Below are 15,289 nucleotides of genomic sequence, written 5' to 3'. Positions count from 1 at the left end.
GGGAAGCTAATGATCTTGGTATTTATCGTTTATTTTAAAGAAAAGAGGGACGATCAGATGAAAAAGAAAATTGTTGAGGATTTTAATCGGAAAAGTCAGCATAAAAAATGGACAAAACGCAAGATGCTTAATTTAGCAATATCAAGTGGTTTATTATTTACGTCATTAGCAATCCCTGTAAGTATAGCTGTTACCTCTGGCACAATCAGTGCATCAGCAGCGGTCTTGGATATCGAACTATTATCAAATGTTACGTCAAATAATGACAGTGGCACTTCAACGAGTAATCGTTGGACAGCCGCAAACCAAAATCAACCAGTTAATTTTACGGTTTCTGGTGGCGCTTTAGCAGATGCTTCCGCTGTGTTTAGTGGACAAAAACAAGCGGTGTTAGTGGTTCCTCCTGAGTTAAGAGGAAATGTAGCTGCAGCAGGCAGCGCAGCAATCAATACCAATGTCACGATTGATCTTTCAAAAGTTACTTTTTTGACCGCCGTTTTGAATGCAGCCAATGATTTAACCAATGTGATTACTCAAATTACCAGTGGGGCTTTAGGGAATTTAACTGGTGTTGATATTGATTTGACGGAAGTGAATCGTCAGTTGGAATTAGTGAATAACATTGAAAACTTAGGTGCTGCTTCATTTACAGCTCCGGAAACATTAGCAGCTGACGGCTCATACATTAGCGCACCAATTAGTGATGGTTTAGGGTTAGTTTTAGCCCAAAATGTTTCAAACATCTTACAAGATTTGAATGCGGCAGTTCAAGCTTTGGAGGCAAAAGGAACCAGTATCCCAAGTAATCTTGTCGCTACAGCCATAAATGCAGCCTTGCTTCCTGTCAAAGGCACGGTGAACGTGGCTGTTTCAGGTGCTTTGCCTTTATTAGCGGTTGGTGGTTCAGGCGTAAATGAGTTAGTGGATGCTTCTTTACTAGGCGCAACCACGGTTACTTTACCAACTACCGTTTCAACACCTCAAAATTTATCCAATAATTTAGATGCTCGTTTTGTAGGAACAGTCGTTCAAACAGATCTTTTAGACGTTAATTTATTAGCAACAGCAGACGGTGTATCCAACATTTATTTTGCTGCAGGTACTACTAGTGAAGTAACCGCACCTACCGTAACAGGAGTAACAGGCAATTCAACAGCAGGTTACGAAGTTAAAGGAACTGCCGATGCCAATGCCACGGTTGAAATCCGAAATGCAGGAGGCACCGTGATAGGCACAGGTATTGCTGATGGGACAGGGGCATTTACAGTTACCATTCCCGCAGGTGAAGCAGGCGCCAATGAAACGTTAACCGCCGTAGCGAAAAACGCCAGCGGTACAGAAAGTACGCCAACAACGTTCCAAACACCAGCGGATCCTAATACGCCCGTGGCGACGCCAATTGTTGAGACTGTAACAGGTAGTACAACAAAAGGCTATGAGGTCAAAGGGACTGCTGAAGTTGGCACCACCATTGAGGTTCGCGATGCAGCTGGCACGGTCCTTGGTACTGCAACAACTGGAACTGACGGAAAATATACAGTGACTTTAGATTCAGGAACAGCAACAGCAAATCAAACGCTGAGCGTTGTAGCGAAAAACGCTAGTGGCACGGAAAGTCAACCAGCAACGGCGACAACACCAGCTGATGTCACTGCACCAACAGTTGATAACATCACAGGCAACTCTGGTTCGGGTTATGAAATTACAGGAACAGCAGACCCTAACACAACAATCGAAGTTCGTGATCCATCTGGGGCAGTCATTGGTACAGGTACCTCTGATGCGAATGGTGATTTTACTGTAACGCTACCAACGGGAACGACCAATCCTGGGGATACGTTAACAGTGATTGGAAAGGATAACGCGGGAAATGAAAGTCAACCGACTGAAGTCCTTGTTCCTGCTGATGCCACGGTTACAGCACCAACTGTAACAGGAGTAACAGGTAATTCAGTTGCTGGTTATCAGGTGACAGGCACCGCTGATCCGAATGCTACCATCGAAATTCGTGATGCAGATGGGAACGTGATTGCAACAGGGACTGCTGATGGGACTGGTTCCTTTGCCGTGAACCTTCCAGCTGGGACGGCAAATGCGAATGAAACATTGACAGCGTTAGCCAATGATCCTGATGGCAATACAAGTACACCGACAACCTTCCAAACACCAGCAGATGAAGTAGTGGCACCGCCAAGTGTCGACAAAGTTACTGGGAATACAACACAAGGATATCAAGTGACAGGTACCGCTGAACTTGGCACCACCATTGAAGTTCGTGCAACAGACGGAACAGTTTTAGGCACCGCAACAACTGGACCGACTGGCCAATATACTGTGACGTTAGCTTCAGGAAAAGCAACAGCTAAACAAACAGTGAATGTAGTTGCTAAAAATGATACTGGACTTGAGAGTCAACCAACTACAGCTATGACACCCGCTGATGTTACCACACCAACAATTGGTGACATTACTGGAGATTCAACAACTGGTTATGAAATCACTGGGACGGCGGACCCTAATACCACCATTGAAGTACGGAACCCAGATGGAACAATTATTGGTACAACGACAACGGATGATCAAGGGAACTTTACTGTGGACCTTCCAGCGGGAGCCGCTAATCCTGGTGATACATTAACAGTTGTTGGAAAAGACGGTGACGGCAATGAAAGTCAACCAACGGAAGTGACGGTCCCTGAAGATGCAACCGTAGCAGCACCAACTGTGACGACTGTTACAGGAACAACTGCCACTGGGTATCAAGTAACCGGCACGGCAGAGCCAAATGTCACCATTGAGATTCACAATGAAGCAGGTTTAGTTATTGCTACGGGAACGACTGATGGTGCTGGCGCATTTACAATCACTCTTCCGACGGGCACAGCAACAGCTAACGAAGCCTTAACTGCCATTGCGAAAGATGCTGCTGGGAAAGAAAGTAATCCGACTGCTTTCAAAACACCTGCTGATCCAGATGCACCAGTCGCGACACCTACTGTTGACAAAATCACTGGTAGCACGACAAACGGCTATCAAGTAGTAGGAGCAGCAGAAGTTGGTACAACAGTTGAGGTGCGTGACGCCGATGGCACAGTCCTTGGCATGGCAACTACTGGAACTGATGGCAAATACACAGTGACTTTAGAGCCAGGGAAGGCCTCAGCTAACGAAACAATAACTGTCGTAGCGAAAAATGCAACAGGAAAAGAAAGTCAGCCGGCTACAGCAACTACACCAGCCGACTTAGCCACACCAACCATTGATTCTATTACCGGAAATTCTGGTAAAGGTTACGAAATCACTGGAACGGCGGAGCCCAAAACCACTATTGATGTCCGTGACGCAGACGGAACCATCATTGCTGCTACAACTGCTAACGAAACCGGCCAATATACGGTGACTCTACCAGCTGGCGTAGTGACACCAGGAGAAACGATTACGATTATTAGCAAAGATGGCGCTGGTAATGAAAGTCAACCAGCTACAGCCGTTATTCCAGCGGATGTCGTTTTAGCGGCGCCAACTATTACGAAGGTTGAAGGAAACAAAGCCAATGGCTATACAGTCACTGGAACTGCTGATCCAAATGTCACGGTTCAATTTTACAATAGCAGTGAACAATTATTGGCAAGTGGCAATACAACTACTGGAGGTACCTTCTCCGTTCATATTGCAGCAGGGTTAGCAACAGAAAAAGAAACATTAACCGCACTAACCACAGATACACAAGGAAATGTGAGTCCTAAAACCACATTTATGACGCCAGCCGATATTGCGGGAGAACCAGAAATTAAAATTGCGGCACCAACTGTTTCTTCAGTTTTAGGAACGTCTAAAGCCGGCTACCTCATCAAAGGAACAGCTGAACCAAACCGAATCATTCAAATTAGTAACCGACTATTAAGAAGTGTGATTGCTGTAGGTGCCACCGATGCTGAAGGCAACTTCGCTATCCAATTAACAGCGGGACAAGCGACTGCTCAACAAAGTTTACTTGCGACAGCTACCGATGGCGCAGGACATTACAGTACGGCTACAACCTTCATGACGCCAGCCGACCCAACAAATCCTGGAGGAGGCAATGGTAACACTGGCGGAAATAACGGCAATACAGGCGGCAACACAGGAAACAATGGCGCAACTGGCGGGAATAATGGAAATGGTTCAAACACAGGTTCAAATCCAAATGGAGGTTCTGGTTTAGGTACAACAGGTTCTGGCTTAGGTTCACTAGGCAATGGCCTCGGTACAAATGGTAGTGGCTACAATCCGAAACTAAGTACCATCAGTTATGGCACTGGAAATCACGGGAAAACAGGCTACTTACCTAGTACAGGTGAAAAAGAGTCCTCAGCCGTGACAACAAGTTTGTTTGGCGCCTTTGTCGCACTCCTTGCGAGCATGGGAATCATCAAACGCAAACGTAAAAACTAGCTCTCTCCTTTAATTCCTATAGATGAGAAAACGTATTGTTGAGAATTCCCCACTCAATGATACGTTTTCTCGTTCCATTTAATGAAGAAAAATTGCCAAATAGAATAAAATGTGCTATTCTATTTTCAGAAAATCGAAGGAACAAGCAGTGAAAGTGCTAAATCCAACCTGAATTTTTTAATGCAGGAGGAGTGGGCGCTTTTTTTGTTGTTATGAAGAAAGGAAGCTAATTATGCAATCAGCTACAATGGAATTTGATACAATTGCGGCGATTTCTACGCCGCCAGGTGAAGGTGCTATTAGTATTGTTCGTTTAAGTGGCGAGCAAGCAGTTGCTATTGCAAACAAAGTTTATCGGTCAGGCACTAAAGATTTAGCTAAAGTCCCCACGCACACGATTCATTATGGTCATATTGTTGATCCGCAAAACGATCAATTGATTGATGAAGTCATGCTTTCTGTGATGCGGGCACCGAAAACATTTACACGAGAAGACGTGGTAGAAATTAACTGTCATGGCGGCATTGTCGTGGTGAACCAACTACTGCAATTACTGTTACGTGAAGGCGCACGAATGGCCGAACCTGGGGAATTTACAAAACGTGCTTTTCTAAATGGCCGAATGGATCTTTCACAAGCAGAAGCAGTGATGGACTTAATCCGTGCTAAAACAGATAAAGCGATGAATGTTGCATTGAATCAATTGGATGGTAACTTGTCGGCGTTAATTCGTTCATTAAGACAAGAAATTTTAAATACTTTAGCACAAGTAGAAGTTAATATCGATTATCCAGAGTATGATGATGTCGAAGAATTAACCACGAAATTACTTTTAGAAAAAGCCGAATTTGTGAAAGCGCAGATTCAACAATTATTAACGACCGCTAAACAAGGAAAAATTTTGCGAGAAGGTCTAAGTACAGCAATTATTGGCCGACCAAATGTCGGGAAATCCAGTTTGTTAAACCATCTGTTACGAGAAGAAAAAGCCATCGTTACAGATATTGCTGGAACGACACGTGATGTCATTGAAGAATACGTTAACGTTCGCGGCGTTCCTTTAAAATTAATTGATACAGCGGGGATTCGCGAAACAGAAGACATTGTGGAACGAATTGGTGTCGAACGTAGCCGCAAAGCGTTAGCAGATTCGGATTTAATTTTGTTAGTCTTAAATCAAAGCGAAGAATTGACAGAGGAAGATCGTCAACTGTTGGAAGCAACGAAAGGCTTAAAACGCGTTATTCTTTTAAATAAAATGGACTTACCGACAAAACTGGATCCTAACGAATTACAAGAATTAGTCCCTGCAGAAGAAATTTTATCCGTTTCGGTGTTGTCAAACACAGGCTTAGACCAGTTAGAAGCGAAAATTGCTGATCTTTTCTTTGGCGGCCAAACAGGCGAAAAAGATGCTACCTATATTTCTAATACACGTCATATTGCTTTGCTAGATCAAGCAGCGCTTTCGTTACAAGAAGTGATTAACGGCATCGAAGCAGGTATGCCAGTCGATTTAGTTCAAATTGATATGACCCGTTGTTGGGATTATTTAGGGGAAATCGTCGGCGATAGTGTCCAAGATGAATTAATTACACAGTTATTTAGTCAATTTTGTTTAGGAAAATAAGACAAGAGAGGAATTTTTTATGAATCAATATCAAGCAGAATCATATGATGTTATTGTCGTCGGTGCTGGACATGCTGGCTCTGAAGCAGCCTTAGCAGCCGCACGAATGGGCGTTAAAACGTTACTTTTAACGATTAATTTAGATATGGTTGCTTTTATGCCATGTAACCCTTCTGTTGGTGGACCTGCCAAAGGAGTCGTTGTCCGAGAAATCGATGCATTAGGCGGCGAAATGGGTAAAAACATTGATAAAACCTACATCCAAATGCGGATGCTAAATACTGGTAAAGGTCCAGCAGTGCGTGCGTTGCGCGCGCAAGCTGACAAACATGCCTATGCGACAGAAATGAAACATACCATTGAAAAAGAAGAAAATTTAACCCTTCGTCAAGGGATTGTTGAAGAATTAATCGTGGAAGATGGCGTTTGTCGTGGTGTTGTAACTTCAACAGGTGCCGCATACCGTAGTCAAGCAGTGGTGATTACTGCCGGTACTGCCTTGCGTGGCGAAATTATTATTGGTGAATTAAAATATTCATCAGGACCAAACAATTCGCAACCTTCCGTTGGTTTAGCCAATCATTTAAAAGAATTAGGTTTAGAAATCGATCGCTTTAAAACAGGAACGCCGCCACGAGTAAAATCAAGTACGATTGATTATTCTGTGACAGAGGAACAACCAGGCGATAAAGAACCCAACCACTTTAGTTACAGCACGCCAGATAGTGCCTACAATCAAAACCAAGAACCTTGTTGGTTAACTTATACGAATGAAACAACGCATGAAATTATTCAAAAAAATCTACACCGCGCCCCAATGTTTACTGGGATTGTTGAAGGTGTGGGCGCTCGGTATTGCCCATCCATCGAGGACAAAATTGTTCGTTTTGCAGACAAACCAAGACACCAATTGTTCTTGGAACCAGAAGGGTTGAATACCGAAGAAGTTTACGTCCAAGGCTTATCTACTTCTTTACCAGAAGATGTCCAAACAGAAATGCTTTATTCTATTGAAGGATTAGAAAAAGTAGAAATGATGCGTACAGGTTACGCCATTGAATACGATGTGGTAGTCCCTCACCAATTACGCCCAACATTAGAAACAAAGGTCATTGAGAATCTTTATACAGCAGGTCAAACGAACGGAACTAGTGGCTACGAAGAAGCTGCTGGTCAAGGCTTGATGGCAGGAATTAATGCTGCATTGAAAATTCAAGGCAAAGAGCCTCTTGTTTTAAAACGTAGTGATGGCTATATTGGCGTCATGATTGACGATTTAGTTACAAAAGGCACTAACGAACCTTATCGCTTATTAACGTCACGTGCGGAGTATCGTTTGATTTTACGACATGACAATGCGGACTTACGTTTAACAGAAATGGGTCATGAAATTGGCTTAGTCAAAGAAGAACAATATGCCGCCTATCTAGTAAAAAAAGCGGCTGTTGAAGCGGAAATTGCCCGCTTAGGCAAACATCGGATTAAACCAACCAAAGAAGTGCAAGCATTTTTGGAAACCAAAGGCGCTGCTGGCTTAAAAGATGGTATTTTAGCTAGAGATTTTCTGAAACGCCCAGAAATCAGTTATCAAGAAGTCGCTCAATTTATTCCCGCACCTGAAGAGGCGCTCGATCCAAAAGTGATTGAACAAGTAGAAATTCAAATCAAGTACGAAGGCTACATTAAAAAAGCCATGGAAAAAGTTGAGAAACTAAAACGCATGGAAGCAAAACGCATTCCAGAAAACATCGATTACCAAGCGATTAACGGCTTGGCTACAGAAGCAAAACAAAAACTACAAAAAATCCAACCAGAAACGATTGCCCAAGCAAGCCGTATCAGCGGTGTGAACCCCGCTGACATTAGCATTTTGATGGTCTACATCGAACAAGGAAAAATCGCGAAAGTGCAAGGATAATAAGTGGATATGAACGGATTCTTGAGAATAAATGAATCCTTATCGTATCAACTGACTCCGTTTTTGACTCCGTATATCATGCATTCATGTAGGAGTCGAACAATTCAACTGTTTCTTCTTGTCGATTTTTCGATACTTGGATGTAGATGTCCATGGTTGTCTTAGATGAAGAATGTCCTAATCTATCTTGCACATCTTTTACTTGAGCACCTGCTTCAAAAAGCAATGTGGCATGGGTTTTTCTAAAGCCATGCACTTTGATTATTTTCATATCAGGGAACTTCCTAGCTACTTTACTCATTACATGATTAGGGTAGCCCTTATACAGGAAGTCCCTTTTTTTATTTGCTTTAATAGTGCTGATAACAGGTACATCATCTATATTATCGATTCTGATACCTCGAGAAAGATTCTTTTTTATGACGGTACGTTTCCACTTCTTAAGAATAGTCAAAGTCCCGTCGTCTATTGTAATTGTTCTCTTAGATGACTCTGTCTTTGTAGGATTGACACATAGGGAGCCATCAGATAGTTCTACTAGCGTTTTATTGAATTGTACAGTCTTTTTATCAAAGTCGATGTCTTTCCACGTCAACCCTAGTATTTCTCCTTTTCTAGCTCCTGTATAAGCAGCTAATCTAAAGAACGTTAGAGCACGGTCATCTTTTAATTCTTGTAAGCAATCAAAGAATTGTCGAAGCTCTTCTTTCGTGTAAAACTCTTCTTCTATTTCATTGAAGCTATGGTTAGATTTAGGTGTAATGGTACGTTCCATTGGATTGGTCTTGATTACACCAATCAAAATACCGTAATTGAATACCTGTGAAGTGTAACTCTTTATTTTCTGATAAGAATGATACTTCGTTGACCACTCAGTTAGTATTTTTTGGCATATGGCAGGAGTGATAACCTCTAACCTCATTTTTCCAAAAGAGGGAAGAATCTGATTTGTGAAGTGATTCTTAATCCGTTGTTCTGTTGTGTTTCGAATATTTTTAACGTGTTGGTTCATCCATAAATCGTATAACTCACTAAATGTCTTGATAGAGTGATGACTTATTCCAGTAGATTCGATTTCTATCTGGAATCGAGCTAAATCTAAAGAGGCTTCTTTTTTTGTTTTGAATCCTCTACGTGTTGTCCGTTTTTCTTTACCTGTCACTGGGTCTTTACCCATATACACTTTGTAAAGCCAAGCTGTGGTACCGTCACTTTTTTTGTACTGTTGTATAGTTGCCATTAATAATTCCTCCTTGAAAAAGCCATAAAAGCCCGCTGAGAGCTTGTCAGCTATAAAGGATTCAACTCATCGTATCCCACCTTTCAAATCAATATTTTAACTAAGTACGGATGGGCTCTAATAAAGAATTTATTCCTTTTTCTGGTAAATTTTCTTAGTGTATTTTTTCCCAATTGATGAAATCGTTTGTTTTAGCTTGTTTATATTATCAGTAATTTCTTTCACAGCTTCTTCGGGATAATTCATGTCTTCCGCTTGACTATGTATCCCTTCATCTATCATTTCTTCTAGTTGTTCCTCTATACTGCTAGTGAGCAGAAGAATGTTATTGTCAAATTCTTCTATAATAGCATTGATGAATAATTCTTCTATTTTTAAGATATTGAAAAGACTAATTTTTTCATTTTTAACTTTATTACAAGTTTTGTTAGCAATAAATTCTTGCATCTCTGGTTCTAATTTGGAATATCTATCTAGCCATGTATCTAAATTAGAGTGTACTGGCGGGAACTGTTGACGAAGATGCTGGAACAGGTTTTTATCTGGAAATGTTATACCATCTAGTACAATGCTATCTCTATAAAGAATAATTCCCAAAATATATTCTTCTACATTGCCACAAACTAACTCCTCTATACTTATATTTCCTAAATCAGCAATTCGGGATAATCGCTCTGGTATTGGTAAATAGGTTCCCTTCTCCCATTCGTAGATAGTTTTTTTGTCAATCAATTGACCATTGTTAATCATAAGACCAAATGCTGGTTGTGTTAATTTTTTACTCTTTCTTATAGCTTTTATCTTTGTTCCGAGTATCTTTTTTCGTTCTAAATAATTTATTGGTGGACGCTTTATCATATTGACCACACCTCCTAAAATTAGTATACCCTAAAAAGGGGTGTTGTAAATAAATTTATATAATATATTGACACCCCTTTTTTATCGAGGTATTATGTGTATGTCGATGAACTGGTAATCATTTTTTATTTGATTAATCGGTTAATAACAACAAAACACTTTTATTTTGAGCAAAGAATATGAAGATAATTCTTAGAAAATTTGTTCAAGTAATCACGAAAGGAGGGGGAAATATGTCTCTACAAATCATTGATAGCATTGTTTCTATACAAGTTGAACAACAAGTGAAAGAGATAATTACAGTGCTAAAGCCTATGCTAGAAGACATTATTTCTGGAGTTACTCTAGAGTATATGGACTATCAGCAGGCAAGTGAATATCTAGGTGTATCAGTAGGAACGATTAGAAAATATGTTTCTCAATACGGGTTACCTGTTATAAAAATTGATACGGTCATTAGATTCAAAAAATCTGATATTGATAGTTTCATGGAACAGTATAAGGTTGAGTAAACAAATAAGACTAAAACATATAGTAATAAAGAGTTTGTTTTTATTATCTGTATGTTTTAGTCTTTAACAGAATTTTATAAGGAGGAAACACAAATGGAAACATCAATGATTAATATTCCAATCTATGTGGATAAAGAAAAACTATTAGAGAAGCCAGTTACAAAAAAAGAAAAAACTGATGTAAGAGATAGGTGTTTAGATAACTACAGAGAAGTTACAATAGATGAGTTTCTAGAGATACTAAATTCATCACAATCCTTTATTCCAAGCAAGACAAAGAATAAAGGCAACAAAAGTGAAGACTTTTTAGAAACTAGAGTTATTATTCTGGATGTCGATAACACTGTTAAAGGTGAGAAGGGGAAGGTAGTAGATTTAAGTAAAGATGATAGTAGATACTTAAGCATAGAAAAGGCTTTATCTATCAATTTAGTTCATAATTCTGCGTTTGCGATACAAAAAAGTATTCGATACTCTGAAAATCTAGAAAAATTCAAGATTGTCTTTCTATTAAAAGAAGCAATTACTGACTATAGTAAAATGGTTGCTGTTTACGAATACTTGAAAAAAGTCATACCTGGGTGTGATGACAATGTAAATGCTTCGAATAGAATGTTTTTTGGAGGATATAAGTCAGACGCAGTGATAATAATTAATGAAGACAACATGTTAGATATTACTGAGCTTCCGATTGATTTTACTATGACATGTTCTAAAAATTGTCAAAGTGATTCAGGGAGAGAGTATGAACTAGTCAATGAAACTGATTTTGTTAAGTTGATAAAAAATGATGACAAAGAAGAAATGAAACAGTGGTTTAAAGACTGCTTGTTTGATTCCTCCGATATGTCTTTCAATGAGATTTATGAAAGATTGCTAACTATTGATATGAATAAATTACTTAAGTCAAGTAAAAACTTAAGATGTCTGTTTCACGACGACCATAATCCATCTGCTAGTATTTTTTCCAGTAAAACTGGGCATTCCATTTTTTATTGTCATTCCAGTAATTGTGGTATCAGTGAAAATTTTATTGGAGTTGTGATGCTAATTTTAAAGAAAGACAGTCGGGTAGAAACATTTAATTGGCTATTAGAGAACCTAGACCTGTATCCTACACATTTTCGAAAATTGAAAGAGGAATCAAAAGTACTTTTTGACACTCTTGAATCGATGGAAGACAAGCTTTTCAGGACAGTAAAGAATTATCTAGAGGAAATGCGACGTGTCTATGATATCTTGCTTTCTGATGTTAATTTTTTTGATGATAGTAAGGAAAGTGTAACTTGTATTTTGTCAGGAGAACAGCTAGCTAAAAAAATGAGTTCTTACTATGGTAAAGCTTATGGCATAGATAAATGTAATAAGTTATTATCATTTATGACATTTATAGGATTGATAAAAAAATTAGATGATGAAGATGTTACTTTGAAGATGCTCGAATACCTAAATAAGTTAAAGGAAGAGAAAGCGTTAGGAAACTTTAATCATAAGAGAAGCAATGTCTATCGATTAGACGTTTTTAATGCAACTTCTGTAATTCAAAAAATGAATGAAGACATCCTTCCACTTTTGAAAAAATTTCATTTTACATATCAATATTTTTCTTATGCATGGGTTAAGATATGTTTTAACGAAAAAGAGGCTAAAAGAGTATTTCCTCAAAATTTTCGGTCAGAACTCAGCAAGGAAAAACAATTGATTCTAGATGAGGCACATGAAGTTTTACAGGGGTTATCGTGGCAAGGAACATATATAATGACAGAGAAAGAACTTATTGACACTGTTTGTGAAAGTCTACGTAATGTTGAGTATAACAGCGTGAAAAATGCTTTAATAGAAAACAGAAGCTACTTTGTTAAACAAGGATTCACTCTTGAACGAGCTTCTAAGGATATTAAGAGACTATACAATGTGAAAGCAAGTAGTAGTTTTTTAGTCTACCTAGCAAAAGGGGCAGGGATAGATGAAGTAATAAAAGAATTGATATTATCAGGAGTTGAATTAGTTCCTCTTTATCAATTTACAAGTGTAACAAGAGATGATGGACGGAGAGTAAGGAAGAGAAAAGCCCCAATTGTATTAAACTAGACAGGTTATCCATAGCTCTTAATCTTATTTCATCTCAATACACCCACCGTTAAAGTTCGGTGGGTTATTTATTTTTCAATCTTTCAATAGCTGATTGCGTTCATTTTCTTGCCTTTTTAATAGCTTCATATAGTCAATTGTTCGAATTGCATCTTCAGTGCTAAGAGAGCGATAGAGAGCCAAAAACTCTTCCTCATAATCTACGACAACATTGTCTAGAAAATGGCTTACAGGGGTTCCTAGGGCTCTAGAAAGAGCTGTTAAGCTATCGAGGTTAGGTTCTGTCACAGAATTTTCCCATCTTGCTACTGCCTGTTGTGTAGAGAAGATTTTTTTAGCTAATTCTTTTTGTGTCCACCCGAGTGCTTTCCGCTTTTCTCTAATGACCTTTGCATATTGTTTCTGTTTCATTAATACACCCCCTTCTCAGTAGAGTACAACAAGTTGTTGTATTTGTAATGATACTTGAAGTTTTTATATATTTTAAGAGTTGAAATACATCATATTGTTGTATATAATAAAACAGGAGGGGAGAATCATGAAAAAAGTAAGTAATCTCAGCCGATACAGAAAAGAAAAAGGATTTTCTCAAACTGAGTTAGCCAAAAAAATGAATGTTACACAGCAATGTGTAAGTTCGTGGCAAACAGGGAGAACGATTCCTAAACCCTATCAAATGAAAATGCTTTCTGAAATATTAAGTGTACCAATAAACGAGCTGTTTTCTGATGTGTTTAATAAAGTAAACAGTTAGCTAATAAGCAATTGAATGATTTTAGGAGGAGAAGACATGTATTGTAGAAAATGTGGTAAAGAAATAACAGATGAAAGTAAGTATTGTCAGTTTTGCGGAGCACTACAAGAAACAGATGAGACAACCGGAGCAGACGCAGTAAAGAAAAGTACTGAGCAGGCACTTAATGAAATGAAGGAACAAATCGTACATGGACAAGAGACAGGGAAGCTGTATTTGATTATTGGTTGGATTTCTATGGTAGTATCGTTAGCATTTATTCCTGTTGTATTTGGTGCTGTTGCTGTTATTATGGGCTACTTATATCGAGAAAAAGATGAGAAAATGGGTACGATTTTGATGATAGCAGGGGTAGCTGGAGCAATCTTTGGTGTACTTTTAGGGATGTCAATGTACTGATAAGAGGGATAAGAGCAAATTATTTTGGAGATAGGAGATAAAAAGTTGAATAAAGTAAATATGAACAAGAAGTTTGTCATTATAGGTATCGTTGTATTGGCTATTATAGGTATAATTTTTTCAAGAATGACGGGTTCATCTGGACTAGAGAAGTCATCTGAACCATTGGTAACTCAGATTTTACAAGAACAGTATAACTTAAATCGGTCATGTGATGATGTGACGATCACTCATGATAATGGTGATAACACGTACCGGGCTAAAGCTACGTTAGACAATGGAAGTGCTATCAATATAAATGTCGAGTACTATCCAAAAAAAGACCGTGTATATGTAGAGATACCATATACTGAGGTGTTAATGTTAAATTGATTTAAATGTATTATGCATACCGTCCAAACAGGAACTCCTAAAGGTGTAAGCTTACTAAGGAGTTTTTTTGATTCCCTGTAAATAATAGTCTGATGATTACTGGGAAAATCTTTACATTAGTCACTGTTATAACAGCAGTGTATAGGAGGAAAAATGAAAAAGAAAAAATTATTATGGATTTGTTTGGCAATTTTATTGATAATTGGAGGAATTGAGATATTTACCACATATAGATTAAAAACGAATCAGCCTAAACAATATGTATCAGACATGTTAAATATTATTGAAGAAATAGACTCAGAAATGAAAACTTTCTCAAAAACTTCTATGGGGTTGGCAGAAAGATATGATTTTAAGGGTTTTATGGAAGATAAAATGGACGAGGTATCAAGTAGGGAAATTCCAGAAGGCACGCCTAAAGCTGTTAGGGACACCAAAGATACTCTTCTTGAAGCGATAGATAAAGTGAACACAGCTTTACTAACTAACGATGTAAAATTATTGGAACAAGGTCAGCTTTGTTTTAGTATGGCTCAAGCCATATATATAGAGTTTTTAGATGGAAATATAAAAGAGAAGCCACTTAATGAAAAACTTAATTCATTTGTAGAAACATACACAGCTATACCACCTACTTGGAAACTTGTAAATGAAGATAAAGGAATCACGATAAATACTGATACAGAGATTTCTACAGATGCTCAATCCTTATCAGATTTATTAGCTAATCTAACAGGTATCAGTAATGCAGTGACAGAGAAAGTTGGTAAAGATATTCCACTTCGGTTACTTGAAAATGGGAAAAAAGATTATTCTGTGGTATTTAAGAACGGACAGGTAACTGATTACAACGAAGTATTTAAAAAAGTTATTGAATAATGATTCTTCCATCTTTTTCATTCATTTACCCTACCCCGTTGTTATATGACCGTACTTATACATCTCCAGTAGCTTAGGATAAGCTACTGGGGGTATTTTTTTTTCGGATTTGGAGCCCGACTATATTTATTTGTATCTGAAATGAAACGGAGATAGTTTCATTAAACGTTGATATATAAGTGTTTTAGACTGTTTCAGGTAG

The 15,289-nt window shown here is 38.5% G+C and carries 12 protein-coding genes; 9 read left to right on the top strand and 3 right to left on the bottom strand.

The window, feature by feature from the left end:
- Positions 1–9 precede the first annotated feature (9 nt).
- The 3 genes from IGI63_RS09560 to mnmG all read left to right on the top strand — a co-directional run bounded on the left by IGI63_RS09560 (position 10) and on the right by mnmG (position 7,982).
- Positions 10–4,434 (top strand): Ig-like domain-containing protein, encoded by a 4,425-nt coding sequence (locus IGI63_RS09560; protein ID WP_429975730.1) that lies wholly within the window; start codon positions 10–12, stop codon positions 4,432–4,434.
- A 232-nt stretch (positions 4,435–4,666) separates the two neighbouring features.
- Positions 4,667–6,064, top strand: coding sequence for a tRNA uridine-5-carboxymethylaminomethyl(34) synthesis GTPase MnmE (gene mnmE / locus IGI63_RS09555; protein ID WP_002355989.1), 1,398 nt, complete (start codon positions 4,667–4,669; stop codon positions 6,062–6,064).
- A 19-nt stretch (positions 6,065–6,083) separates the two neighbouring features.
- A complete protein-coding gene (gene mnmG, locus IGI63_RS09550; RefSeq protein ID WP_429975729.1) occupies positions 6,084–7,982 on the top strand; it encodes a tRNA uridine-5-carboxymethylaminomethyl(34) synthesis enzyme MnmG in 1,899 nt (632 codons plus the stop codon).
- 76 nt (positions 7,983–8,058) lie between these two features.
- On the opposite strand, the gene IGI63_RS09545 is transcribed toward mnmG, so the two are convergent.
- Both IGI63_RS09545 and IGI63_RS09540 read right to left on the bottom strand, forming a co-directional pair.
- Entirely contained in the window at positions 8,059–9,222 is a 1,164-nt protein-coding gene (locus IGI63_RS09545; protein ID WP_429975728.1) for a tyrosine-type recombinase/integrase, read from the bottom strand.
- A gap of 129 nt (positions 9,223–9,351) precedes the next feature.
- The gene (locus IGI63_RS09540; protein ID WP_002403351.1) at positions 9,352–10,080 is read right to left on the bottom strand and encodes a helix-turn-helix domain-containing protein; all 729 of its coding nucleotides are present in this window, start codon (positions 10,078–10,080) and stop codon (positions 9,352–9,354) included.
- Positions 10,081–10,313: 233 nt separating this feature from the next.
- Here IGI63_RS09540 and IGI63_RS09535 point away from each other — a divergent pair, with 233 nt between their 5' ends.
- Positions 10,314–10,592, top strand: coding sequence for a helix-turn-helix domain-containing protein (locus IGI63_RS09535; RefSeq protein ID WP_010717432.1), 279 nt, complete (start codon positions 10,314–10,316; stop codon positions 10,590–10,592).
- Positions 10,593–10,685: 93 nt separating this feature from the next.
- On the top strand, positions 10,686–12,683 hold the full coding sequence (locus IGI63_RS09530; protein WP_429975727.1) for a hypothetical protein: 1,998 nt from the start codon (positions 10,686–10,688) through the stop codon (positions 12,681–12,683).
- A gap of 75 nt (positions 12,684–12,758) precedes the next feature.
- Here the strand turns inward: IGI63_RS09530 and IGI63_RS09525 are convergent, their stop codons facing one another.
- Positions 12,759–13,094 carry a helix-turn-helix domain-containing protein gene (locus IGI63_RS09525; RefSeq protein WP_002403347.1) on the bottom strand — a complete coding sequence of 112 codons (336 nt, stop codon included), beginning with the start codon at positions 13,092–13,094 and terminating at the stop codon, positions 12,759–12,761.
- Between the two features lie 127 nt (positions 13,095–13,221).
- Here IGI63_RS09525 and IGI63_RS09520 point away from each other — a divergent pair, with 127 nt between their 5' ends.
- From IGI63_RS09520 to IGI63_RS09505, 4 genes are all read left to right on the top strand, one after another.
- Complete coding sequence (locus IGI63_RS09520) at positions 13,222–13,437, top strand: helix-turn-helix transcriptional regulator (RefSeq protein WP_002404111.1); 216 nt, start codon at positions 13,222–13,224, stop codon at positions 13,435–13,437.
- Between the two features lie 36 nt (positions 13,438–13,473).
- Positions 13,474–13,836 carry a zinc ribbon domain-containing protein gene (locus tag IGI63_RS09515; protein ID WP_010717431.1) on the top strand — a complete coding sequence of 121 codons (363 nt, stop codon included), beginning with the start codon at positions 13,474–13,476 and terminating at the stop codon, positions 13,834–13,836.
- Between the two features lie 45 nt (positions 13,837–13,881).
- A complete protein-coding gene (locus IGI63_RS09510; protein WP_034691945.1) occupies positions 13,882–14,208 on the top strand; it encodes a hypothetical protein in 327 nt (108 codons plus the stop codon).
- A gap of 153 nt (positions 14,209–14,361) precedes the next feature.
- Positions 14,362–15,087: a hypothetical protein gene (locus IGI63_RS09505; protein WP_002403342.1), complete on the top strand. Its 726-nt coding sequence runs from the start codon at positions 14,362–14,364 to the stop codon at positions 15,085–15,087.
- Positions 15,088–15,289 lie beyond the last annotated feature (202 nt).

Source organism: Enterococcus sp. DIV0086 (assembly GCF_050498705.1).
GTDB lineage: Bacteria > Bacillota > Bacilli > Lactobacillales > Enterococcaceae > Enterococcus > Enterococcus faecalis.
The sequence above is the reverse complement of the archived record's forward strand: the minus strand, read 5'-3'. Positions and strand labels throughout refer to the sequence as shown.